Origin of the sequence: Macrococcus equi, assembly GCF_047426745.1 — a bacterium.
GTDB lineage: Bacteria > Bacillota > Bacilli > Staphylococcales > Staphylococcaceae > Macrococcoides > Macrococcoides equi.
Genome location: NZ_CP179732.1, coordinates 452353 through 476046 on the forward strand (window position 1 = coordinate 452353; position 23694 = coordinate 476046).

At 34.5% G+C, this 23694-nt stretch carries 22 protein-coding genes; 4 read left to right on the plus strand and 18 right to left on the minus strand.

Annotation, left to right across the window (positions count from 1 at the left end; translation table 11 throughout):
• Positions 1-55 precede the first annotated feature (55 nt).
• The 8 genes from ACMGE6_RS02315 to ACMGE6_RS02350 form a co-directional block, all read right to left on the minus strand.
• Positions 56-1051, minus strand: a complete 996-nt coding sequence (locus ACMGE6_RS02315; RefSeq protein WP_414054309.1) for a hypothetical protein — start codon at positions 1049-1051, stop codon at positions 56-58.
• Positions 1052-1198: 147 nt separating this feature from the next.
• The gene (locus tag ACMGE6_RS02320; protein ID WP_414054310.1) at positions 1199-2263 is read right to left on the minus strand and encodes a hypothetical protein; all 1065 of its coding nucleotides are present in this window, start codon (positions 2261-2263) and stop codon (positions 1199-1201) included.
• Positions 2264-2669: 406 nt separating this feature from the next.
• Complete coding sequence (locus ACMGE6_RS02325; protein WP_414054311.1) at positions 2670-2897, minus strand: DUF2188 domain-containing protein; 228 nt, start codon at positions 2895-2897, stop codon at positions 2670-2672.
• Positions 2898-2975: 78 nt separating this feature from the next.
• On the minus strand, positions 2976-3449 hold the full coding sequence (locus tag ACMGE6_RS02330; RefSeq protein WP_414054312.1) for a hypothetical protein: 474 nt from the start codon (positions 3447-3449) through the stop codon (positions 2976-2978).
• A gap of 11 nt (positions 3450-3460) precedes the next feature.
• Positions 3461-4771: a hypothetical protein gene (locus ACMGE6_RS02335; RefSeq protein WP_414054313.1), complete on the minus strand. Its 1311-nt coding sequence runs from the start codon at positions 4769-4771 to the stop codon at positions 3461-3463.
• Positions 4772-4950: 179 nt separating this feature from the next.
• A complete protein-coding gene (locus ACMGE6_RS02340) occupies positions 4951-7104 on the minus strand; it encodes a Z1 domain-containing protein (protein WP_414054314.1) in 2154 nt (717 codons plus the stop codon).
• 129 nt (positions 7105-7233) lie between these two features.
• Positions 7234-8247 carry a hypothetical protein gene (locus tag ACMGE6_RS02345; protein WP_414054315.1) on the minus strand — a complete coding sequence of 338 codons (1014 nt, stop codon included), beginning with the start codon at positions 8245-8247 and terminating at the stop codon, positions 7234-7236.
• An 86-nt stretch (positions 8248-8333) separates the two neighbouring features.
• A complete protein-coding gene (locus tag ACMGE6_RS02350; protein WP_414054316.1) occupies positions 8334-8822 on the minus strand; it encodes a hypothetical protein in 489 nt (162 codons plus the stop codon).
• 112 nt (positions 8823-8934) lie between these two features.
• Here ACMGE6_RS02350 and ACMGE6_RS02355 point away from each other — a divergent pair, with 112 nt between their 5' ends.
• Positions 8935-9837: a CPBP family intramembrane glutamic endopeptidase gene (locus ACMGE6_RS02355; RefSeq protein WP_414054317.1), complete on the plus strand. Its 903-nt coding sequence runs from the start codon at positions 8935-8937 to the stop codon at positions 9835-9837.
• A gap of 9 nt (positions 9838-9846) precedes the next feature.
• Here ACMGE6_RS02355 and ACMGE6_RS02360 read toward each other — a convergent pair whose 3' ends face one another.
• Positions 9847-10953 carry a glycerate kinase gene (locus ACMGE6_RS02360; protein WP_414054318.1) on the minus strand — a complete coding sequence of 369 codons (1107 nt, stop codon included), beginning with the start codon at positions 10951-10953 and terminating at the stop codon, positions 9847-9849.
• A 205-nt stretch (positions 10954-11158) separates the two neighbouring features.
• Here ACMGE6_RS02360 and ACMGE6_RS02365 point away from each other — a divergent pair, with 205 nt between their 5' ends.
• The 3 genes from ACMGE6_RS02365 to ACMGE6_RS02375 are packed head-to-tail and all read left to right on the plus strand — an operon-like array spanning position 11159 to position 12489.
• Positions 11159-11704 (plus strand): hypothetical protein, encoded by a 546-nt coding sequence (locus tag ACMGE6_RS02365; protein ID WP_414054319.1) that lies wholly within the window; start codon positions 11159-11161, stop codon positions 11702-11704.
• A 59-nt stretch (positions 11705-11763) separates the two neighbouring features.
• Positions 11764-12117, plus strand: a complete 354-nt coding sequence (locus ACMGE6_RS02370) for a hypothetical protein (RefSeq protein ID WP_414054320.1) — start codon at positions 11764-11766, stop codon at positions 12115-12117.
• A 3-nt stretch (positions 12118-12120) separates the two neighbouring features.
• Entirely contained in the window at positions 12121-12489 is a 369-nt protein-coding gene (locus ACMGE6_RS02375) for a hypothetical protein (protein ID WP_414054321.1), read from the plus strand.
• A gap of 442 nt (positions 12490-12931) precedes the next feature.
• Here the strand turns inward: ACMGE6_RS02375 and ACMGE6_RS02380 are convergent, their stop codons facing one another.
• The 9 genes from ACMGE6_RS02380 to ACMGE6_RS02420 form a co-directional block, all read right to left on the minus strand.
• A complete protein-coding gene (locus tag ACMGE6_RS02380) occupies positions 12932-13837 on the minus strand; it encodes a hypothetical protein (protein ID WP_414054322.1) in 906 nt (301 codons plus the stop codon).
• Positions 13815-14582, minus strand: a complete 768-nt coding sequence (locus tag ACMGE6_RS02385; RefSeq protein WP_414047628.1) for a hypothetical protein — start codon at positions 14580-14582, stop codon at positions 13815-13817. Before ACMGE6_RS02385 ends, ACMGE6_RS02380 begins: the two co-directional genes overlap by 23 nt.
• Before the next feature lie 262 nt (positions 14583-14844).
• Positions 14845-15390, minus strand: coding sequence for a hypothetical protein (locus ACMGE6_RS02390; RefSeq protein WP_414047627.1), 546 nt, complete (start codon positions 15388-15390; stop codon positions 14845-14847).
• Between the two features lie 109 nt (positions 15391-15499).
• The gene (isaB, locus tag ACMGE6_RS02395) at positions 15500-15997 is read right to left on the minus strand and encodes an immunodominant staphylococcal antigen IsaB family protein (protein WP_414054323.1); all 498 of its coding nucleotides are present in this window, start codon (positions 15995-15997) and stop codon (positions 15500-15502) included.
• A gap of 165 nt (positions 15998-16162) precedes the next feature.
• The gene (glmS, locus tag ACMGE6_RS02400) at positions 16163-17965 is read right to left on the minus strand and encodes a glutamine--fructose-6-phosphate transaminase (isomerizing) (protein ID WP_414054324.1); all 1803 of its coding nucleotides are present in this window, start codon (positions 17963-17965) and stop codon (positions 16163-16165) included.
• A gap of 1106 nt (positions 17966-19071) precedes the next feature.
• A complete protein-coding gene (gene glmM, locus ACMGE6_RS02405; protein ID WP_414044983.1) occupies positions 19072-20418 on the minus strand; it encodes a phosphoglucosamine mutase in 1347 nt (448 codons plus the stop codon).
• A gap of 26 nt (positions 20419-20444) precedes the next feature.
• Entirely contained in the window at positions 20445-21380 is a 936-nt protein-coding gene (locus ACMGE6_RS02410) for a CdaR family protein (RefSeq protein WP_414044984.1), read from the minus strand.
• Positions 21381-21382: 2 nt separating this feature from the next.
• The gene (gene cdaA / locus ACMGE6_RS02415; RefSeq protein WP_414054325.1) at positions 21383-22189 is read right to left on the minus strand and encodes a diadenylate cyclase CdaA; all 807 of its coding nucleotides are present in this window, start codon (positions 22187-22189) and stop codon (positions 21383-21385) included.
• A 31-nt stretch (positions 22190-22220) separates the two neighbouring features.
• Positions 22221-23489: a helix-turn-helix domain-containing protein gene (locus ACMGE6_RS02420; RefSeq protein ID WP_414054326.1), complete on the minus strand. Its 1269-nt coding sequence runs from the start codon at positions 23487-23489 to the stop codon at positions 22221-22223.
• Between the last annotated feature and the right edge of the window lie 205 nt (positions 23490-23694).

Genomic DNA, 23694 nt, shown 5'->3' on the forward strand with positions numbered 1-23694 from the left:
TTTATTATTCTCGAAAAATAAGCACACGACAGTATTCTGCCGTGTGCTTTAAAAATTAATCTTTAAACTTAATCATATATTTCATATTGCCTTTGTACTTATCAAATCCCATAACGACTTTGTAACCATTATATTTATCAGCATTGTAAGTCGCAATAGTTTCATGTACGCCATTTGTTACGTATTGTACTGATGATGGTTTCCCGTAGAAATTAATTGCTTGTTTGTATGTCACTTTTTGCGTTGGAATGACACCGACGTTTTTCATTTTATATCCTGCTTTAAATGTATAACCTACATTCCCTTGAGAATAGAAGTAACCGTATTTCGTTCCTGTTAATTTACATATGCCCATTTTATAGTTCCAAGCTTTACCTGGATACATACCACGTAAATTGAAGTTATTATTCATATACTCTTTCACAAACGCATTGCTTAATACATTGATTTTGTATTTTGATGCGACGTTACACTTATATCCTGAATAGTCGTAGCTTGGTCTTTTTTCAGCGATCCAAGATTTATAGGTCACATATGGTGGTGCTTCCAGACCACCTGGAATAATTTCATTATGGTGTAATGTTCTTGCCAGTAAATCAACAAACATGTATCCTTCTGTTTTTTTATATCCACGTTCGTAGTTCACTGCGGCTTTTTTATATGCCTGATAATCTCTATGACTTGTTCCTAATTTTTTAAGTTCTTGTTTGAGTTGTGGTGTCATATGATATGCATCGTAATTCACTTTACCGCTTACTGGTTTAATGATTTTTACCGTACTGTTTGAAATCGGGAAGTATACGTTTCCTTTAGTGATCAGAAAGTCATAACCATTGATGTATTTACGTTGAACGATAGTTACTTTCTGTCCTTTGTATAACGTAACAGGTTTCCATCCATCACGGTCATATGCTTTTACTGTCTTAAGCATTGAAGCTTCGTAACTTTTAACTGCACGCGGTAAGTCTGTTGCTTTTGGTACTGCTGCATTAGCAGGTGTTGATGTAAGTAATAGTCCTCCTGCAACGATAGTACTTAATAATTTTTTCATTTTTTAGCACTCCTTAGTATGATCTATATTTTCAATTTTATTATACTTGATACTTCATTGATAATCATCAAATATTTTACATATAATTACTAAAATATACATATTGATATATAAAAAAAGTGGTGAATGTTATCACCACTTTTAATATTATTCCTTCGTATAATCAATACTATCTACAAAATATGTCTTACCAACTTTTGTCAGATAGATTTCCATATTATTATAGCTTAATGTCTTGTCATAAACCATATGACCTGTTTCTTCATCTATATAATTTTCTGAGTATACATCAAGTGGTTTACCAAGGATTTGTCGCATTTTCGCTTCTGTTACTTTCACCTGATAATACGTAAATGACATACTCCCTAGTTTGAACCTACTGTCACAGTTCTCTGCATCATAAGTTAGCGTAACCCAGTCATTTGATCCGTAATATGCATCAAGTGACTGATAGCCATCATCGTCCATATTTTCAGTCGTTATCACTTCTCTGTTTGACGTTCCTAACTTTTTCTTAACAGTGATATTCGTATCTCCTAATTTCACACCTTTATAAGTGTATGTCCCTTTCTTCATTGCAACCAAGTCTTTCGTTGATAGTGCTGTCGTAGTAAGTTTCGTATACGGGATATGCTCTTCTTCACCGTAATATGCATCAATGATATCTAAGTACTTAGGGCTTGCCATCGTCACACTCTCTGCTAAGAAACCATTTGAGATTTCTGTATATTCTGCGTGAAGATAGTTAAAGCTTTCTGTCATCACTTCATCTAATACAGGTGTTTTGTGTGTTGATTCACCTAATGTCTTCTTTAGTTCCGTCTGTAAGATGCGCTGCTTACCATTCAGTATCATCGTAATGCCTTTCACCGGAAGATCGTCCTGCTTAGCATAGCGTTTTGGAGAATGGAATGTATATACGTAATCACTATAATCAGCGTATACAGTTGTCCCCTTTTTATCACGTCTGATTTCCATCGTCTCCGGTTTACCTAGTTTTGCGATAACTGATTTATACGTGTGGTTAATTTTCACACCACGAAAGGCGTAACTACCTGCCTGAATCGACTTTAAAGTCGAAGGTTTAGAGATTGATGTAGACATATATGTCTTAGCTGGTGCTGCACAAAGATTAACCGATTTTGCTTCTGCAGGATGTGTGTAGCTAATGAATGATGTTAATAATAATGCGCTGATGATCGTCTTTTTCATGTAAATCTCCTTAAAATATTTATTCTTATAATAAATTTAACTTAATTTGTTAGTATATACAATATGTTAAAGAAAAAAGGACTCTACCGAGAGCCCTTTTTGTAAATTATTATATAGTGATTATTTATATTCAATGTTTAACACACGATATTTACCTTTAACAAGCTCACCCTTAACTGTTAAATGACCGTATGTGTTTGTACGTGTTGGTACTTTCACTTCTTTATTATCAACCGTCGTTACTTCTGGTTTACCTTGAACACTTTTATTTGGTTTTCCGACAAGACTTTCAACTTTATCAAACGTTAGACCGCGGAATGAATAATCAAATTTTATATTCTGTAATTTAAGAGGTATTCTTGTCTTTTAGAGAAAAAATAAACCTGCACATAAGCAGGTTTAATGATTATCCTTTTATATCTGATGGATCGTTACCAAATGAATCGCGTTTACGGATTTGTCCGTCCTTACCATGTATTAATAATTCTGATTTTTGGTTTTGAGCTATTGTCTTTGCTGCGTCAATTGCTTCTGCCTGAGTTTCATGATGACTTGTTGCATTCGTATTACCTTCACCCTTAACATCCCAGCCTCCATTTGGATTAGGAACAACGTGCTGGTTCTTGCCTGCCATATCAATCACCTCATATAAAAAGTATTTTACACTTATCATTATAGACAGATTTAATAAAAAATAAACTTTTTACACTTATTAATTACTTAATGGAAAGTTATAACTACTCAATGCACTATACATTTCACTAGGATTTCCATCAAACTTTGCAATATACATCTCTATTTGTTGGTGATCATATAGTACAATATGATTCTTGTTGACCTGCACTGCACCTATTACGTTGTAATCAAATGTGCGTTGATCTCCGTCGTAATAGTGTATAAATGTATTTTTATCTACATAGAAATATGATATTTGTCTAATCGTATTTTTCACTGGTATAAACATTAATACTAAAAATAGCACTGTAAATACACTCACAAGGGCTATCATTGCACCTGTCTTTGCTTGATGATCAGTAAAACTCCTATATTCTAAGGACATTTCTCCGCCGGTATAAATCATAAAGATTAATGCTGTCATAAGACTTATTCCAAGTGATGTAAATAAGTTCTGAATTAAACTGAGTGTACGTTTGCCTAAATGATGCTTATAGATATACGTTCCCATCACACTTCTCCTTAATCAATGTAGAGTGCTTCATGGATAATTTCTTCGGTCACAGGTGTAATACCATAATCTTTTAATCTTTGTTTTGATTGCTTGATGAACTCCGCATTATATCCTGATACTTCATCATCCGTCACAATATGAAGATAGGCTTTTGCGTATCCATTGGCTTCTGCAGAAATGTCTTTTATACCTGGATACCACTTAATTTTGTCAGGTATTGTACTTTGAGCAACAAACGGGTAGTGATATTTTTCAAGATCATAGATAATACCATATTCTTGTGGCATAAAGATTGAAATAGGAGGTTCAGATTTTAGAATAAACGTTAACTTCTTAATATCAATCTGGATCGACTGAATATCCTGACGTTTCATATATTTTAATTTCTTTTTATATTTTATAAGTATATGATTTTCAGTTATTTCAAAAGTTTTCTTCGGATAGAAAATGCGATATGAAAGTACTACTGAGAACATTACAAGCGCAGGATAGATGACATACCCAAGTGCTGTGGCTGTTTGGTTAATATGCGGCTTATCAACTTGTCCCCATATGAGAAAATAAACTATTTCCATCAATATGATAGTGATGAGTACAATCATTAAGAACAAAGGATGCGCTATAGAAAATCTTCCTCGTCTATATTCATCGTAATGGTCCGTGGTATCAAATAGCAGGTGATGTGCCCTGCGTACCATCGGACCTTCTTTACCCTGTTTGAAAAGTACACCGTTTTGAAGTAAGTATAGATTACTCGCCTTCGGGTCGACATTCTGCATATACGCACGATACAAATATGCAAAGTATCTAAAGAATGCTTCGCTTTTAAGCGCGTGACTGATATTTGTCTGATCAACAGGAATATATTCATATGGGTCACTCGTATAATAGCGGTAACCAAATTGTTTAACGCTCGTTAAAACATGCTGATAATGGTTACAACTTACTTGCGCAAAGATATCACCATTTTTGTTATACACGGTCATTACATCATTCTGCACTACGATGCACCCTACTTCTTTAGCTGGTAATGTTTTGTGATAATTCCCGGCACGAAAATGAATACCTTGATTTGATGCGTAGAGCTTCTCCTTATTAATGGTACTCAGTATTAAATTGATAGGTCCTGACACAAAGAAAGTATTTAAGAACAACATAAAAACAAGCAGTAATATACCAAAGAAAGTGAGCCAGAGGGGTGAATGCTTCATTGTAAAGAAGATATAAGACAACAATAAAAGTAAAGATAGAACCGTAATACTGATAATCGTTACAACCGATAAAAAGAATGTGTTCTTTCCTGGATTAAGACAAATCATAGATGCCTCCCGTGAAATGAAGTAATTTCAAAACAGCATGTTCAAAATGGTTTATCTTTCTATCTCTAGTTTAATTATATAACATTTTTATACTATTGTAATATTTCACATATTGTTGAAAACGATTTATTTAAAAAAATTTATATATAAAGAAAAGACCGACATATACTGTCAGTCTATCATTCATAAACGATCGTATTTAACTTTGTCTGTGCAATGATAACCGGCCAGTAGAAGGGTGCACCACGCCATCCATGCATCTCCTCCCCATTTTGTCTGAGCAGCATCACTGTTGGATGTGTCGTTCCATAACGGTAACTTTGTTTCAACTCATCTTGACCATTATCGGGTCTATCCGCAAATCTCACGCCGTCCTGTCTAAAGCGTGAGATATTACGATTGTCACGCGTGATGACCCAAACGTATCCCGTATCATTTACAGATAATCTGGATAAGTAATTCAGAATTGAAGTATATGTTTCAGTATTCCACTCGTATCCTTCTTCCATAACAAGTGTATCAGCGATTTCATTCATAATCGCAATCACACTTTCTACAGGTACCAGTATATGGCGTGTATCATTCGCATTTTGTTTGATAGCAACGATTCGAAGCTCTTCTATCATTAAATCGATTTTCTTCATACATCGCTTCATTTCACTTCTACTTTTCGTCTGGAAACCTACTGGTAAGAAACGCTTCTTACCTTTAATGGTGATTACTTTTGACAGTAATATCTTATTCGGATTACAAGGTACGATGTCACGATTGGTGTCATGCATCATAAAGACCACTTCACCGGCATTGCGTCCAGATTCAAATGCGCGTCTTAAATCTTCATCAAAGGTATGCATCCTTTCCATCACGTCATATATACGCGGCGTTGTATAAAAGCGCGTCACATACAAATCTTCCTTAGGGCGGGCACCGTACATCCTTGAGTGCTGTAAGACGGTATCCTGCTGGAATTTCTTTGGATCACGCCCGTAATAAAAGCCGATTAAATTCCCTATGGTAATACCTCGATCCAATATTTGACCACCTATAAAGAAATTTAACGGTGCACGTAATTTCAGTTCACCTGACTTATTTAATAACTGATTCACATCATTTTCAGAATTAACGATTGTAGTGAGTAGTTCCTCATCTAAAAATGCACCCTTTACTGACGCATATACCTCCTTAATTCCCGGGAAATATTCAGCCTTAGTGGATTGTTTAAATCCATCGTATGCCGTTTGTATTAGTCTCTTAAATGCTGGTTCATCCTCCCGTATTAAATCCACTAATTTCTGTTCAATCTTTAGAACTAATTTGTACTGCCACTCATGTGCTTTCTTCGTAGTAATTGTATGCATTATAAATGCGTATTTTTTAGGACGTTTGTTATCATTTAATGCCTGTAGATGACGTATCTTCCCACCTACAACAAAGTTAACGATCGCACTGCGCAAGCCATTAAAATTCTTCGATGTCAGTAGATAGCTATCCTTCGCTCGACGATTATCCTCTTTGCGTAAAATCTCAAGCTCTGTATCCGTTATCGGCTGATAGACATAGCTTGCCGGATGGTTTAGTTTTGACTGTTCGAAATAGAATTTACCACCTACATAAGCATCAAACGTCGGAACAAGTACCGTAAACGCCGGACGTTTCGGTTGATAACCACGTGCTTGCAACGTCTTACTATCCGGTTGCAAATAGAGTGAATAAGGCGTCGCTGTAACTTGAAGATAACTTGCACTTGGGATACGACGTTTAATATGATCAAGCTCCGTTGCGATTACTTTCAATTCAGTTAGATTCTTATCACGGTCTTTATCATAGACGACTGATGCATAGTCCGCTTCATCATCAATAATCAACATCTGTCTTTCTGATAATACCGGATATGTATCAAATAAAGCTTTTGTTAAACGCTCAACATTCTTCTTCTCTTTTTTCACAATCACTACAAACTTCTTATTCAGTTCATACTTACGTAAATCGTCAGGTAGATGCATAATATCATAGACCGATACATAGTCCTCATCAATCAGTGATGCGTACTCCTCTGACACACGTTCATACGTCTGACGAGCCAAAGCATTGGAGTTCTTTGTCAGAAGAATAACCACTTCATACCCATTATCAAAACCAAGCGCCATAGAGCCCATGAAACTACGCGTCTTTCCAGACTGTATGCGACCAAGTAGCATGCCTGGTTTGTTTTCATTTGTTGAGGTATTCATTAAATTTGAAATCGTGTCATGCATTGTAGATAATTCAATATCCGTATAGTTATTTTTATTTGTCAGTGTCTGAAGAAATACACCGTTTTTAATTAAATCCATTGAAACTCTCCCTTTAAAGCAATAAAAAGAAACCGGTGCTTAAAACCGATTTCTCAATTATAAATGAAATAATAATGTTTTTACATAGTATGAGTTTGAAATACTCTTATAATCGAAATAAAACTCAAATTATTCATCCACTTTAACAATATATTTTAAGTTTCCTTTAAATTGATCAAAGGCTACAATAACTTTAAATCCATTTCTTTTATTTTGGTCATAAATCGCATGGTATTCATGGACACCCTTAGTTATATATTTATATGAAGACGGTGTACCAAATACTTTAATAGTTTGTGCAAATGAATATTTACGATCTGGTATGATAAAAATATTTTTAATCTTATGTTTTGAATCAATTGTATAACCAACATTTGTTCCATATTGAACAAAGTCATATGCTGTTCCTAATCGGTCGCATAGATTGATTCTTTCAGTGAACGATGGATCGTTCATACCAATTTTTATATCTGAAATATTTCTGTTATTAGTATAGAAATATTCGCTGTGAAACTTAGGATTCATTATGTCAATTTTATATTTATTCTGGTTAGTACATTTCCATTCTCCATAATCATATGTAGGTTTCCCTTCTTGCAACCACTGATCAAAGGTTACTTCACCTGGGCTTTCTATGCCTCTCCCGTATATCGGTTGATTATGTAACGTATTTGCTAACATTTCCATAAATAAATATTTCACATCTTCTTGATGCTGTTTTTCATAATTTATCGCTGCAGTTTTATAACGATTATAATAATAATTGTTTTTACCTATGTATTGTAATTCTTTGTATAGTACTTGAGACATATGATATTTATCATAATCAGCTTTTCCGTTAACATGCTTGATAATTTTAATGCTTGAATTATCAAAAGGAATATAAATATTACCTTTCAAAATGATGTAGTCATAACCTGCAAAATATTCTCGTTCAACAATAATAATCTTTTGACCTTTTCTTATTTGAACTGGACTAAATGTATCCTTATCATATCCTTTTATATTTTTCAAAGCTACTGCAGAATAACTATCTACCATCCTCGGTAACTGTGTTAATGAATTAACTGACTTTGCTTCAGCAACATCACTTATATTTAACATAATCACTAAAATAATCATTATTTGAACTAGCCGTTTCATCTGGTGACCTTCTTTCTAAAGAGGTTATGTATTTATTGCTCATTACTATGTTTTCCTGCTATATATCTCAATGTTAAAGAGTACTCTTACTGCTGTACAGGTAATCCTGTATTCGGATCAATCGCTGGTGTTTCAGTTGTAGCTTGTGTTTGTGCACCATTAAGCTCGACTTGTAATGCACTTTCAAAAGCTGCTGCTGGTGATGAGGTATTAGTTCCTTGAGGAATCACGCCATTTGCTACACCACTCTGATAAGCTGCCATCTTCTCAGCAGCTGTATAGTTATTACTGTATATAATCTGACTTAACGTATTACGATTCGTTATGTTATTCACATTCTCTTTTTGAACCGCTTCAGTTGTTACAACTTCCTGCGTCTTCTCTTCAGTCGTGCTATCAGCTTTTTTATCAGCAGATAATTTCTTTTCGCGACTTGCTTTAATTTGCTTTCTTGCAATATCTGCTGCACTTGCCTTTTGTTCTTCCTTAACCTTCTCAGGAACCACTTCATCTTTACCACATGCTACAAGTAACAAGGCAGTTGATACGACAATACTCATCTTCTTTACGTTCATGTGTTCATCTCCGTTCTATTTTTCCCCTAAATTATATAATACTACATTATCTCAAGATAATGTAAATTAATTATATGATATAATCATGGTAAAAATTACGGAGGACATACGCATGAATTTCAACAAAAGTATCGCCTTATCAACCAAATCTCCTCGAAATATCCATTGGTCAGTCACAATCATTATTTCGATTGTACTCTTTATCATCATGCAAATCGTTGCTTCATTAGTACTGGTACCTGTATTACTTGCATTGAATCCGACGGCTACACTGAATGATCTTATGAAAGAACCACTCAATACATTATTTAGCTTACTCACTTTTCCGTTTTTGCTATTCTCATTTATCTTAACGAACAAATTCTTGTACCGTCACCCGATCCAGGCACTGGGTTTCTTTAAAGAACGATTAATTCCAAGGTATCTGTTAGGCATGACTTTTGGGATAGCGATTATACTCATTGTCTATATCATCAATCTCCTGACAGGTGCCATGCATAGTACAGTGAATCATCATATTCAAATGTTTACTTTAGTATGGGTTATCGCTTTATTCATGATTCAAGGATTAACAGAAGAAGTTGTTGCACGAGGATTTCTGATGAATAAAGTAAGCCATCAGATCGGTATCCCTGCAGGCATCATTATTAACTCAGCATTCTTTTCACTGCTTCATTTTTTAAATCCTAATACGAGTTTACTTAGCTTTATTAATCTGTTTCTAGCTGGTGTAGTGTTCTCTTTATTATTCTACTGGTCAGATAACATCTGGCTCACTGGTGCTGCACATAGTTTCTGGAATATTACGTTAGGTGTCTTATTAGGGAATGAAGTGAGTGGTACATCACTCCCTGCGACAATATTAAATACTCAATCAAACACTGACATGTCACTGATAAATGGAGGTATGTTTGGATTGGAAGGCGGATTAATAGTAACCGTTTTATCCATCATCATTATCTGCATTCTGCTCAATCTATGTCTTAAGAAATACGGAACGAAAAAAAGAGCCTAGGCTCTTTTTTTATTGCACTAATCGTCCGATATTACGACATGTATTCATGATTAACGATGGTGCATTTGTTATCGCATCATCAAGTGACATCGGTCCATCTGTAATTGAGTGCATACTTAAAAAATATTCATATAACTCCTGGTAGTCTGTACCGAGACCACCCGAGATAAGTATAGATTTTCCGCCATTCTTATTGATACGCTTTGCAACACACACCGGTAACTTACCGAATTTCGTTTGAAAGTCGCTCCTCCCTTCACCTGTAATCACATAATCAATTGTAGTAAGATCCAAATCACTGAGTACAATATCTGCAACAAATTCTGCACCAGGCACGAGCGTACTACCTGAACATAATAAGCCAAAACCTATACCACCCGCAGCACCAGCGCCTGGGGTATTTTTCATATCGATCTTGAGATAATCTGATACTATCAACGCAAAATCATTAATCGCTGCCTCAAACTCGGGCATTGCCTGTTCAGTCACACCCTTTTGCTTACCGTATGTATAAGTCGCACCACTCTTGCCACATAAAGGATTATCCACATCACAGATTAATTGAATATCAAGATCATGGATACCATCCATTAAAGAACCTTCTATTGCAGAAATGTCAGATAAGTTACCACCATTCACATCAAACCTGAAGCCATTATGATTTACAAAATTCAAACCCAATGCCTCAAGCACGCCCGCGCCACCATCATTCGTCAGACTGCCACCTAATCCGACATAAATCTTCCTGAAGCCACGTGCATAAAGTTTGCAAATAACATCCCCCACTCCAAAACTTGAAGCCATATAAGGATTACGCTCACGTGACACTTCCATACCAATAATATTAGCCACTTCAATAACAGCAGTTTTACTATCTAACTCTCCATAATATGTTGTAATTGGTCGACGGAACATATCAACAGTGTTGATTTCGACCTTCTTTCCATTCAAACCATGCACTAATGCATCAACCGTTCCCTCACCCCCATCTGCCATAGGACGTAAGATAAATTCACTATCAGGTAACGACAATGCTAACCCATCTCGCATATACTCAGCCACACGTAACGCACTCAAACACTCTTTATAAGAATCCGGCGCAATTAAAATCCTCATCGCTATCCCTCCTGTTCTTTGAGCAGTTTTTTTCTATCGTATCATCTTTATTGTAAGATGACGATTATACAATTTAGACCCCTCAATTCGAACATAAATTTGTACTCAAGAATTTTTTACAACTAATTACACTTTTATTTTTATTTTACAATAAATTATTTATAATATAGATGTATCACAACATTAATTAAAAGGAGAGTTATTTATGAAGAAAATTTGGAGTTTAGTCATCACGTTATCATTGTTATTAGCTATCTTTTCACCACTAGCAGACGCTAAAAGACCACCTGTCCCTACACCTATCCCAAATATTTCGAGTAAATCAGTAGCTCAAAAGATTAAATCAGGCACATATAGTTATTACGGTGTAAAGCTCGGTAACAATTTTTCAGTTGTGAAGAAAAAATGGGGAAAACCGACTAAAAGAAGCGTATATAAATCTTCAATCACGATACCGGAATACAGCTACGGTCCAATCGGTAATTTAAAAGTTAAAGGAACTGCTCGTGGAAGTGTTTCTGAATATAAAGTAAAAGTGGATCATATTATGATGAGTACTAGATCTCACACAAAATATGAATATAAGACTGTTATGAAAAACTTCGGTGCAACAAAAGATATCCGCACGAGTGGCAGCATCAGAATGGTAACATGGACGAAAGGTAATACATACACAATCATCAACTTCAAAAAAGTTGGTACTAAATGGTATGCTTATTCACTTTCTAATTCAAAAGTAGGATTACGTTAATTTTATGATTTCTCCTCAAATTCCAACTTATGTTAAAATGTAATTGAGGAGTGATTGTTTTGTGGCGTAAAATTGTTTTATTTATCGTATTGCCGATTACTATAATATGTTGGTTAATGTTACTTTATAGCGGTATTGTTCATCATAACTATAATGACTTAATGGTAGTATGCTATCAGCTATCTCTATTGGGACTTACTGCGATTTATTTTCTTGAGATGAGTGATGATTATCGCAAACACGGTGAAAAGCGTGGATTACTGATTGGACTTTGTACTTTCTTTTGCTTTTTTGCAGCCGGCACATTGATTGCAATGTTCTATTTTGATTACAGCTGGATTTCAAGAACCATGCAATTATTTATGCTATTATTAATTGCATACAGTCTTTTTAAAGCAATCAAGAGGAGATAGTTTATGAAGTTCAGTAATATTTTAATCACTATTTTTGCATTTTTATTTTTTGCTGCACAATTATTTAATGTCTATGATGGCATTACGCGCCATGATCCACAGATGGTGGTTAGTGGCTTATATTTAATTTCAATCGGGTTATTCATGTTATTTAATTTGTATAACGCGATGTTGACACAGTCTGGTAAAGTAATTACCCCAATAATGGTACGTCAGCAATTATATGCTGCAGTCGCATTATTTATATACGGGTTAGTTGTGCTTGTCTGCATCTTTATCTATAACTTAGGCATTTTATCAAAGATTGTTGAATTTATGTTACTTGTTTCAATTTTCTTTGAAGTACGCTCACGTATCAACCAACTGAAATGATAAAAGCGATAGCTGCTGCTATCGCTTTTACTTTGGTAAGAGGTACATCTTTTTTTTGATTACGAAAGTGTCTATAAAACTTTTTTATAGTCTTTTACGCCAGACTTAAACTTATTCTTAGTAGGGAAATGACTATAAATTTTTTTTATAGTCTTTTACACTCGACTAAAACTTATTTTAAGCACGGAAATGACCATAAAACTTTTTTATAGTCTTTTACGCCAGACTTAAACTTATTCTAAGTACGGAAATGACCATAAAACTTTTTTATAGTCTTTTACGCCAGGACAAAACTTATTCTAAGTACGGAAATGACCATAAAACTTTTTTATAGTCTTTTACGCCAGGACAAAACTTATTTTAAGCACGGAAATGACCATAAATTTTTTTATAGTCTTTTACGCTTAACACAACCTGATTCCCAACAAAAAATAACAACTACTCATCCCATTGGTTCAATATCCTTAATTAACAACTTCCAGTCTCTTTTCCGTGCATCTTTCAGCATACCTTTCATTGTCAGTATTTCTTTCTTACGATATGTATCATAGTGAATGACTTCATCTGGATGTAATGCCGGCTGTTTAAAGTTTGTAAATACAAATAACTTTTTGTATTGTGCGAGTTCCGGTATATGCGATAACCAGCGAGTTCTATCTGTACTGCGTGCAATAATGGTCAATTCTCTATCCATCGCTTCTTTAACCGTTTGAATTGCGGCTATCTGACTCGGAAGTAACTCGTTATAAAATGTTATATCATCTCTAGTGTATGACGGATAAGCATAATATTGCAGTGTAAATAGCTGATTTGGGTGAAAATATCCTATGTCACGCTCAATATGTTGATACATATAATGATAATGCCAGTTAAGTTTATTATCTTTATTTAACTGACCATTAGTAAATTCGTAAGGGGAATAATCAGGTAAGTCCCGATGAAGATTATCAAACTTTATGCGTTTTTCTTGATCCATTGGATGATATTTAGGATTGAATGCCGGATTAACGAGCAGAATTAAAATTTTCGCCTGCTCGAAATTACCTGCGTATGGCTCTGGCACCCAGATATGTATATGGTTCTCATCTTTAACTAAGTTATTATTATCGTCCAGCACATACATGCCATTGACCTGGTAGAGATGTTGTTCAAACTTTAAACGTTCCTGCAGTTTTCTACCTTTTAGATGAGTGATTTCTTCGAAGAAATGTGGATATTTCTCTTGAAAATGTGCTAAATCATAGGGATGAAAAGCAGCGAAATTTGCTACATTTTCTGGTGTATTATCCGGATAGGTAGTATACGCCTTCCAGAAATTTTGAATGCTACTCACTGATTTGATAGCCACGACGATGATATTTCATTAAGGAAATCTTCGGCGTCTCTCTAGAATCTTCAATTTTACGTATATTTGTATTATTTTTTTCTTGAATATAATGGACATAGCAATTGATCATTCCACTTTGATTCTTGCTCTTCTTACTTAACCATTCCTGTATTTCTGCCTGATCCAGAATGATGTATTCAATCCCTTTATCGTTATCTGTAACATATTCTGATTCGGCATCAACTTTTACCATCATTGCATAGTAGTCGTGATCACTAAATATCTGTTCATCACCTTTATGCCATGCAGCAACACGTTTTTTAATAATTAGTTCTGTGTCTTTTAAGAATTCATAGTCTCTTGATGTACTAACATAGATTGTGAAGTATCTTTCACCTAACTGGCAGGTTAACACATTATACTTTAGATTGATAAATTCAATCCCTGGATTTGATTGACGCAATTCCTGTTTCAGAAATTCAACCATTTCCATACGTTTAAAGCTACGTGGTTTTGTCGACTCTGTTTTTTTATGTTGTATATCATTACGTCCATAGTTGAGCGGTACTTGAGAGGTCATGATTTTCTGATATACATCTAGTATTGATTGTTTATCCTGACCAGTAATATACTCTACTGAATCAAGTGCATAATTTGTATAAATTAGCGTTCTTAAAATTAACTGGTCTTTATCATTTAATTTTAATTCCGGATATTTTTTATTAATATCATTTAAAGCTAAATACATATCAATCGTATTCAACATTTATAACCTCCCCAATTAATTTTTATATTTTAAGTATACACCTTATTATATTGAAGTATTGTAATATTGTTGTAATTTTGTAACTTGTAAAAATAACATTAAAATAACAACTTAATAATAAAACTAACTTAGAATAATACTTTTTTAGAATTTAGTAATGAATAACAACATTTTTTAACAGATAACACAAACTAATCAATATTTAGCAAAATAATAACCACCAATAAATAAAGATTTATCGGTGGTTATTATCATATTATATTTATTCAGCAAATTTTTTCAGTATTTCTTTAATATCATCTGGATGTAGTTGTGCCACATATGTCAAGCTACCATTAATATCGAATGATAATAATGTATTCCCTTGAATATAGTTAATTGTACCTGCCTGCGGATAATATAAATCTCCTTCTCCCCAGTATTTATTCATATCACCTACTGTGAAGAATTGAGGGATCCCTGAGAAACTAATTGAGCGTAGACGATATTGATCAAGCTTTTGTCCACGTTTCCCTGTAAAGTAAAGTATCGTGTTATCCCCACGTTCTGTCAGATAATGATACTCAAAGTCATAACGCTGATAGACCGATGTTACTTTAAATGACGGTTTGACCCATTTCTGTTTGACATAACTGTATGTATTACCTACCTTAATGCCATTTATTTTATGTGTTCCTTTTTTCATCGCTTGAATTGTCGTTTTGTGTTTTAAATTTGGTACTGCCGGTTTTTTAAGCGCTGCACTCGCATCAAAAGACACCGTAAAGAATAGTAATAATCCAAGACAACATGCTATTATTTTTTTCATGCTCTCACCCCTTTATGAGTTCCATTATATAACAAACATACGTAATTGAGTAAATATATTATGAATTTATAAAAAAATCCTATGTACAAAGTACATAGGATGAATGCTTTTAAGATGCGTATACGCCATACTCAAAGTAAATCAGATACCCTTTATAAAATGAGGCAAAGTAATCTGCACCGTTTGTACGGTAATGTAAATCATAAACGCCTACTTTTGGACCTTTACCTTTATGAATGAGCTTATTATTTTTATGTGCAGCAAGAAATTGCTTTAAAGTAATCGTTTTATCATGGCTAACTATTGGTCTAATCATTGTCACACGATTTTTTGCGTCTTTATAGTAGTAAGTGTCATACTTCATAAAGTCTTTTGTACCATAGCCATTTCTACCTTTTAGGTTTAACTTATATCCATTCATTATAAAATTATCGTACTTTAATGCACGTACAAAGTCTTTATCGATCAGGAACTTCGAATTGTTTTTTACGTAACCGTTATAGCTGTAATAAGGCTTAGTTACAGCATGTGTTTCGCTTGGTACAGAGACGAGTAATAGTGAAGATGCAATGGCAAATGTAGTAGCAGTTTTCAATACTTCATTCATTTTTTCCACTCTCCTTCTATTCTTCTTTCAAGTCCATCATAATCCTATATATTTACAATATCAAACATTATTTTGAAGTTCACATCATTAACATTATTGAAGTGTTTAAGTGATTTTTGTTACAAAAAAAGACACTCTATCATGAGATAAAGTGTCTTCAACATATTATTCAACTGTAACTGATTTTGCTAAGTTACGTGGTTTATCAACGTCACAACCACGGTGTAAAGCTGCGTAGTATGAAATTAACTGTAAAGTAACTACAGATACTAAAGGTGTAAGCATATCATGGATTGCAGGAATAACATAAGCATCGCCATCTTGCTCTAATCCTGACATAGAGATAATACATGGGTTAGCACCACGTGCTACAACCTCTTTCACGTTACCGCGAATTGATAAGTTAACTGCTTCTTGAGTTGCTAATGCGATAACAGGTGTTCCATCTTCAATTAAAGCGATTGTACCGTGTTTTAATTCTCCACCGGCAAATCCTTCAGCTTGAATATAAGAAATTTCTTTAAGTTTTAAAGCACCTTCAAGACCCACATAGAAATCCATTGTACGACCAATAAAGAATGCGTTACGCGTAGTTTCTAAGAATTTACGTGCTAAGTCTTCCATTTTATCAGCATCGTCAACAATCGATACAATTGCTGAAGTAACTTTTGCAAGTTCTGGTAATAAATCAACATCAGTCTCAATACCAGCATCTTTCGCTACAACTTGCGCTAAAATAGCTAATACTGCGATTTGTGCAGTGTAAGCTTTAGTAGAGGCAACAGCAATTTCAGGTCCGGCATGTAAAATTAATGTATGATCTGCTTCACGAGATAAAGTAGATCCTGGTACATTCGTAACTGTTAATGCAGTGTGACCTAATTTCTTAACTTCAACAAGTACTGCACGGCTATCTGCTGTTTCACCTGATTGTGAAATGAAGATAAATAATGGTTTCTTAGATAGTAATGGCATATTGTAAACGAATTCTGATGCAACATGTACTTCAGTTGGTACACCAGACCATTTTTCTAAGTATTCTTTACCCACTAAACCAGCGTGGTATGAAGTTCCACATGCTACGATATAGATGCGATCAGCTTTACGAACAGCTTTGACGATATCTTTATCGATTTTTAATTGACCTTTTTCATCTTGGTACTCTTGAATAATTTTACGCATTACAGCAGGTTGTTCATGGATTTCTTTTAACATGTAATGAGCAAATGTTCCTTTTTCGATATCTGAAGCGTCAATTTCAGCTTTATAAGGCTTACGTTTAACTTCTTTACCGTCTAAGTCTTTGATTGTAACTTTATCTCTCTCAACTAATACGATTTCTCCGTCTGTTAATTCAACATACGTGTCAGTAACTTGTAACATTGCCATTGCATCTGAAGCAATAACGTTGAAACCTTTACCTAATCCTACTAATAAAGGAGATTTGTTTTTTGCAACGTAAATAACGTCTGGATTTTGTGAATCTAATAAACCTAAGGCATAAGAACCATGTAATAATTTTACTACTTCTGTAAATGACTTTTCAGTATCTAGTCCTTGTTTTGAGAAATGCTCAACGAGTTGAACGATAATTTCTGTATCAGTATCAGATTTAAATGTTACACCTGATAAAAATTCTTCTTTTAATTGTTCGTAGTTTTCAATAACACCGTTGTGCACTAAAGTGAATCTTTCACTTTCAGATTGATGTGGATGTGAATTCTCACGGTTAGGTACACCATGTGTTGCCCAACGTGTATGTCCGATACCAGTGTTTGATTCAAATGTAGCGTCAACTGCTTTTCTTAACTCAGCAATACGACCTTTTTCTTTATAAACACGAACATCTTCACCGTTACGAACAGCAATACCTGCTGAATCATAACCACGATATTCTAACTTTTCAAGACCTTTTAAGAGTATTTCTTTTGCATCTTGTGTTCCAATGTAACCAACAATACCACACATAGTAAGTTCCTCCCGAGCGACATGCGCTATATAAATTAAATTGATTGTATTATTTTAAAATCTGTTTTTTTGTAAGTGCTGTGTTGATGATTTTTGTTCATCCAGTTACCCAGATGGTTTGTTACATCAACTAACGAATCGCTATAATCCGTGATGGCATCCGCCGAATTTTCGATAACCATCTTCCTCGTCAACAGTTCCCTGTTCTGGCGCTGTATATTCAGTTTTAAACGGCCCTCACTTTCGATTAAACTTATGTAATTGTACTATATTTATCATAATTTAGACAAGTATTTGAAGATTATATCTTTCGGAAATAGAAGTAATATATAACTTGTCTATATTAAACCATACAACTCTTATCATATACTTTCATTATACTATAAATCCAATGTTAGGTAATTTTTTTGTGTAGAAAATTTTTCTAAAATTGTAGGGGAATGTGTAAATCAATTGATTGTAATATTATGGTTATTGTTAGTTCGTATTAATCTCGTTTTTGCGAACTAACTCAATTATTCTAGAGCTTTGCCGTCTTATATTACCTTAGTTGATCTAAGTTAGTTCGCATATCTCACATTTTTGCGAACTAACTCGTCAATTTCACTCTTTCTAGACTTATATGACATTCGTTCACACGGGTTAGTTCGCATATCTTTCATTTTTGCGAACTAACTCAATTATTTTAGAGCTTTGCCGTCTTATATTACCTTAGTTGATTTAGGTTAGTTCGCATATCTCACATTTTTGCGAACTAACTCGTCAATTTTCACTCTTTCTATACTTATATGACAATTGTTCACTCTGGTTAGTTCGCATATCTCACATTTTTGCGAACTAACTCGTCAATTTTCACTCTTTCTATACTTAGATGACATTCGTTCACTCTGGTTAGTTCGCATATCTTGCTTTTTTGCGAACTAACTCGTCGATTTTCACTCTTTCTAGAATTATATGACATTCGTTCACACGGGTTAGTTCGCATATCTCACTTTTTTGCGAACTAACTCAATGCTCACATCGCTCACACCACAACTCCTCTCACTCCCAAACAAAAAAACATCGCCAGATACTCAAAGTATCCGGCGATGCTCTTATTTTATATATTAGATGCCCATATGTTCACGTACAACATCAGCGATGCTGTTAACGAATCGTTCTGCATCTTCATCAGTTTTCGCCTCAACCATAACACGTACTAATGGCTCAGTTCCTGATGGTCTAACTAATACACGACCTTCACCGTTCATTTCCGCTTCCACTTTTGCAATTGATTCAGCTACTGCTGAGTTCTCTTCAACTGCATGTTTATCTGATACACGGATATTAACTAATCGTTGTGGGTATTTCTTCATTTGACCGGCAAGTTCGCTTAATGTTTTGCCAGATTTTTTAATGATGCTCGCTAAATGTACACCAGTTAATAATCCGTCACCTGTAGTATTATAATCCATCATTACGATGTGACCAGATTGTTCTCCACCTAGGTTGTATTTTCCATTACGCATTTCTTCAACAACATAACGGTCTCCAACTTTAGTTTTATTTGAACGAATATCAAATTCATCTAATGCTTTGTAGAATCCTAAGTTACTCATCACTGTAGATACAACCATGTTATCTTTTAAGCTGCCTTCGTTATGCATGCTTTGAGCTAAGATAAACATGATTTGGTCACCGTCGACGATTTGTCCTTTTTCATCTACTGCGATAATACGGTCTCCGTCACCATCAAATGCTAATCCAAAATCACTGCCTGATTCTACGACTAATTCTGCTAATCCTTCTGGATGAGTAGATCCTACACCGTCGTTAATGTTATTGCCATCTGGATTACAGCCGATTGTTACTGTATCTGCTTCTAAATCACCAAATAAATATGGTGCTAAAGAATATGTTGATCCGTGTGCACCGTCTAATGCAATTTTTAATCCTTCTAAGTCGCCATCAATTGTTGATTTAATGAAGCTTAAATATTTTTGTCCACCTTCAAAGTAATCAGAAGTGTGTCCTAAATCAACACCTGTTGGACGTGGTACAGTATCTTCTTTTGCGTCAAGTAAGCTCTCGATTTCAGCTTCCTGTGCATCGCTTAATTTGAAACCATCAGCTCCAAAGAACTTTATACCGTTATCTTGTACCGGGTTATGACTTGCTGAAATCATTACACCTGCTTGTGCATTTAATTCACGAGTCAGGTATGCTACACCAGGTGTTGTAATAACACCTAAGCGCATAACTTCTGCACCTGTAGAAAGTAATCCTGCAACAAGCGCAGATTCTAACATAACTCCTGAAACGCGTGTGTCACGTCCTACAACAACTGTAGGTTTCTCAGTTCCACCATGTGCTAATACATATCCACCATAACGACCTAATTCAAAAGCTAATTCCGGTGTTAACTCACTGTTAGCTACTCCTCTTACTCCGTCTGTCCCAAAATATTTACCCATTATTAATAACTCCTTTATTCATATCGTTATTTTTTTGATACATCAATCTTAATTTCAACTTGTTTTGGATTTGCACTCGATACATCTTTCGGTAAAGGAATATTCTCTTTAACTACCGTATCTTTTGTGACTTTTGACAAGTCCACTTCTATCGCTAAACTTCCGATACCATCAAGTACTGATCGCTTACCGAATAATTCAACTTCCTCTTCAGATATTTCTAAACTATTGAGTTTTAAATCTGAAGGCAGTTTGCCTGATTTCTTTGGACTAATTGCGACTGTTTTAGAAGTTGGTGCAACTTTAATATTTACTTTAACTGTTGCAGGTTTCACCGATACATCAAGTTTATTCAGGTTAGAATCGAATACGTTCACTTCTGCTTCTTCAGCTGTTGTCTTAGAAAGTTTCGTCGTATCTTTCAATGTTGCTTTGACATATGCAATCTTACTGATTTCTTCTTCTCCACCAATAATCGTTACTTGAGACGGGTCCACTTCTTTCCCTACAAGTTCATATCCTGTTGCAATACGGGAATTACTAATTTCCGCTTCAACTTGGCGTGTGTCTTTTATTTTCTCTGATAAGGTTATATTAGCAAACTTCGGTATAACTTCATAATTTAGTTTATCCGAAATACCTTTCACATTAAACTTTTTCTTGTATTCACCAACTTTAGAGTTCGATAAATCAAGTGTTACCGTAAAGTCACGCATACTCTCTGTCTTTTTCACAATGGACTGAGGTCCGCTAACTTTAACATTCACAGTTTTAGGTGCACCTGTTAAATACAAATTTTTATCGTCATAGATGACTTTAACAGGAACATCTTCGATAATCATCTGATCATTTTGATTAAACTGATTATCACCAAATAAGGCGAATACATCGTTAACAGATAAGAATAAGAATAAAGCAAGAATCAATGCAACAAATCTAAGTCCCCATTTATTCTCAAGCATTATTATTCAACACCTTTCTTTGAGACATGTGTACTAAACCAATGCTCAGTAAGTAAGGCTTCAAATACTTCAAGAGAAACATCTTTACGTAACCTGCCATTATACGTCACTGAGATATCACCTGTCTCTTCAGATACAACTACTGTAAATGCATCTGAAACTTCGGAAATACCCACAGCAGCACGGTGTCTCGTTCCAAGACTCTTTTGAATCTTTGCACTATCTGACAATGGTAAGTAACTTGCTGCTACTGCAATTTTCTCTCCCTGAACAATCATAGCCCCATCATGGAGTGGTGTATTTGGAATAAATATATTGATTAACAATTCAGATGATATATCTGCATTGATAGGTATACCTGTTTCTATATAATCTTGTAATCCTGTTTCCTTCTCAAAAACAATTAATGCACCGATACGGCGTTTTGCCATATATTGAACTGATTTAACCATCGCATCTGTCAACTTAGCCTGGTTAACCTTTAAGTTCGCTGCATTACGTTTAAATAAACTGCCTCGTCCGAGCTGTTCTAAAGCTCTTCTTAATTCTGGTTGAAAGATAACAATGATGGCTAAGAAACCCCATTCCATAACCATATCAAACATTTTTGTAGTCGTTGTTAAATCCAGTTGATGACTCACCGTTCTACCAATCAGAATAAAGAAGATACCCTTTAATAATTGGATGGCTTTCGTGCCTTTTATAGCGTTTATCATTAAATAAATGACATACCATACAATTAACAGGTCTAAGATGCCTGTAAAAATCTTAATAGTACTTAAATTGTCAAGTACACTAAAGAGCTGCATTGTATCTCCTCCATGTTCATGCTAAAAATAATTATACCATGTATGGCAGAGAATCTTCGTATAGATTGATGCATTTTTTATAATATTCATTCGATTGTTCGAGATCGCCTAATTTTTCATAGATTTGTGCAATCTTTTTAGTGATTCGACCAAAGAAGTAAACATGTTCATTACCGTTTAATGCAACTTTGAAATAAGTTAATGCACCTTGATAGTTTCCTAGTCTATATTCAAGTTCTCCCATCAACTCTTCACCGTACCCTGATGTATCTGCTTTGATATTTTTCGCGATAACCGTACGGGCTTCTTCATACATCTCTTTCTCTATCATAATGTCTGCTAAATGCAAACGAACACGTACTGCATAAGGATGATCAAACTTGTGTTCATCAAGCATTGCATTGCACTTAACAATAATTTCATATGCTTCATCAGTACGCTCTAAAGATAGTAATAACATTGCCAAATTGCTTAAGCTTCCTACCAGATCAAATGAGGTCGGACGTAATTCTGCATAGCTGATTGCTCTTCTATAGTGATATTCTGCCTGTTCATTATCTTTTGTCGCCTGATATGCACGACCAAGTGTATTTTCAATATTTAATGCTAAGTGATAGGTGTTTAACTTCATGTTTAAGTCCATAGCCTCTTCGCAAAGCTTAATCGCGACATAAAATTCACCCACGCGTGAGTAATAATTACCTAGGTAATATAGAATAGACACTCGTGTGATATTAACAACGTTTTCAACGATTGTAATGTTATTCGCTTTTGTTAACTGATTGATCGCTTCCATCACATTACCCACTTCATACTCAATACGACCGAGTAATTCTAAGCATCTTAAATATAACGTTACATCGCGCATCTTCTTGACAATCATAATTGCCTTCTCGACGAATTCACGCGCTTTATCATAGTTTTTTTCATTAAAGTAATAACTCGCAGTCACCCAGCTTATCGCGCCTCGTTCTGCTTCAGTTATACTCTCTAAAGTTTCATAATTTTTATTGATGAAATCTCCAAGTTTTTTATAGTCATTTATTAATACATGGTTTTCTGCCCATTTAATTTCTTTCTTAATTTCAAGTAAACTTAAATTTCTATCTTCTGTCGTACTCGTAAAGTCCTCCAGTGTACAATTTAGACGTACACTTAACTTTTTTAACACATTGGTTGAAGGATGGACTGAATTTTTCTCGATTAAACTCAAATATGTTCTTGATATAATACCATCAGCTAATTCCTGTTGCGTCAAATTTGCCTGGTTACGCAACTCTTTAATTCTTTGACCTAACATGTTAAACCTCCCCTATCCATATAGTATAATAATAAACTAATTCTAGTTAACATTCCATTACGGAAATATTAATTAAAGAATTTAAGAAATAATCATGTTAAATATTTAGAAATAGTTTTTTACAAATATACAGTTTTGTTATATAAAATTCATAATCAATAATTATTTATAAATGAAAAATTTTATCACTAATAATAAAATTAAT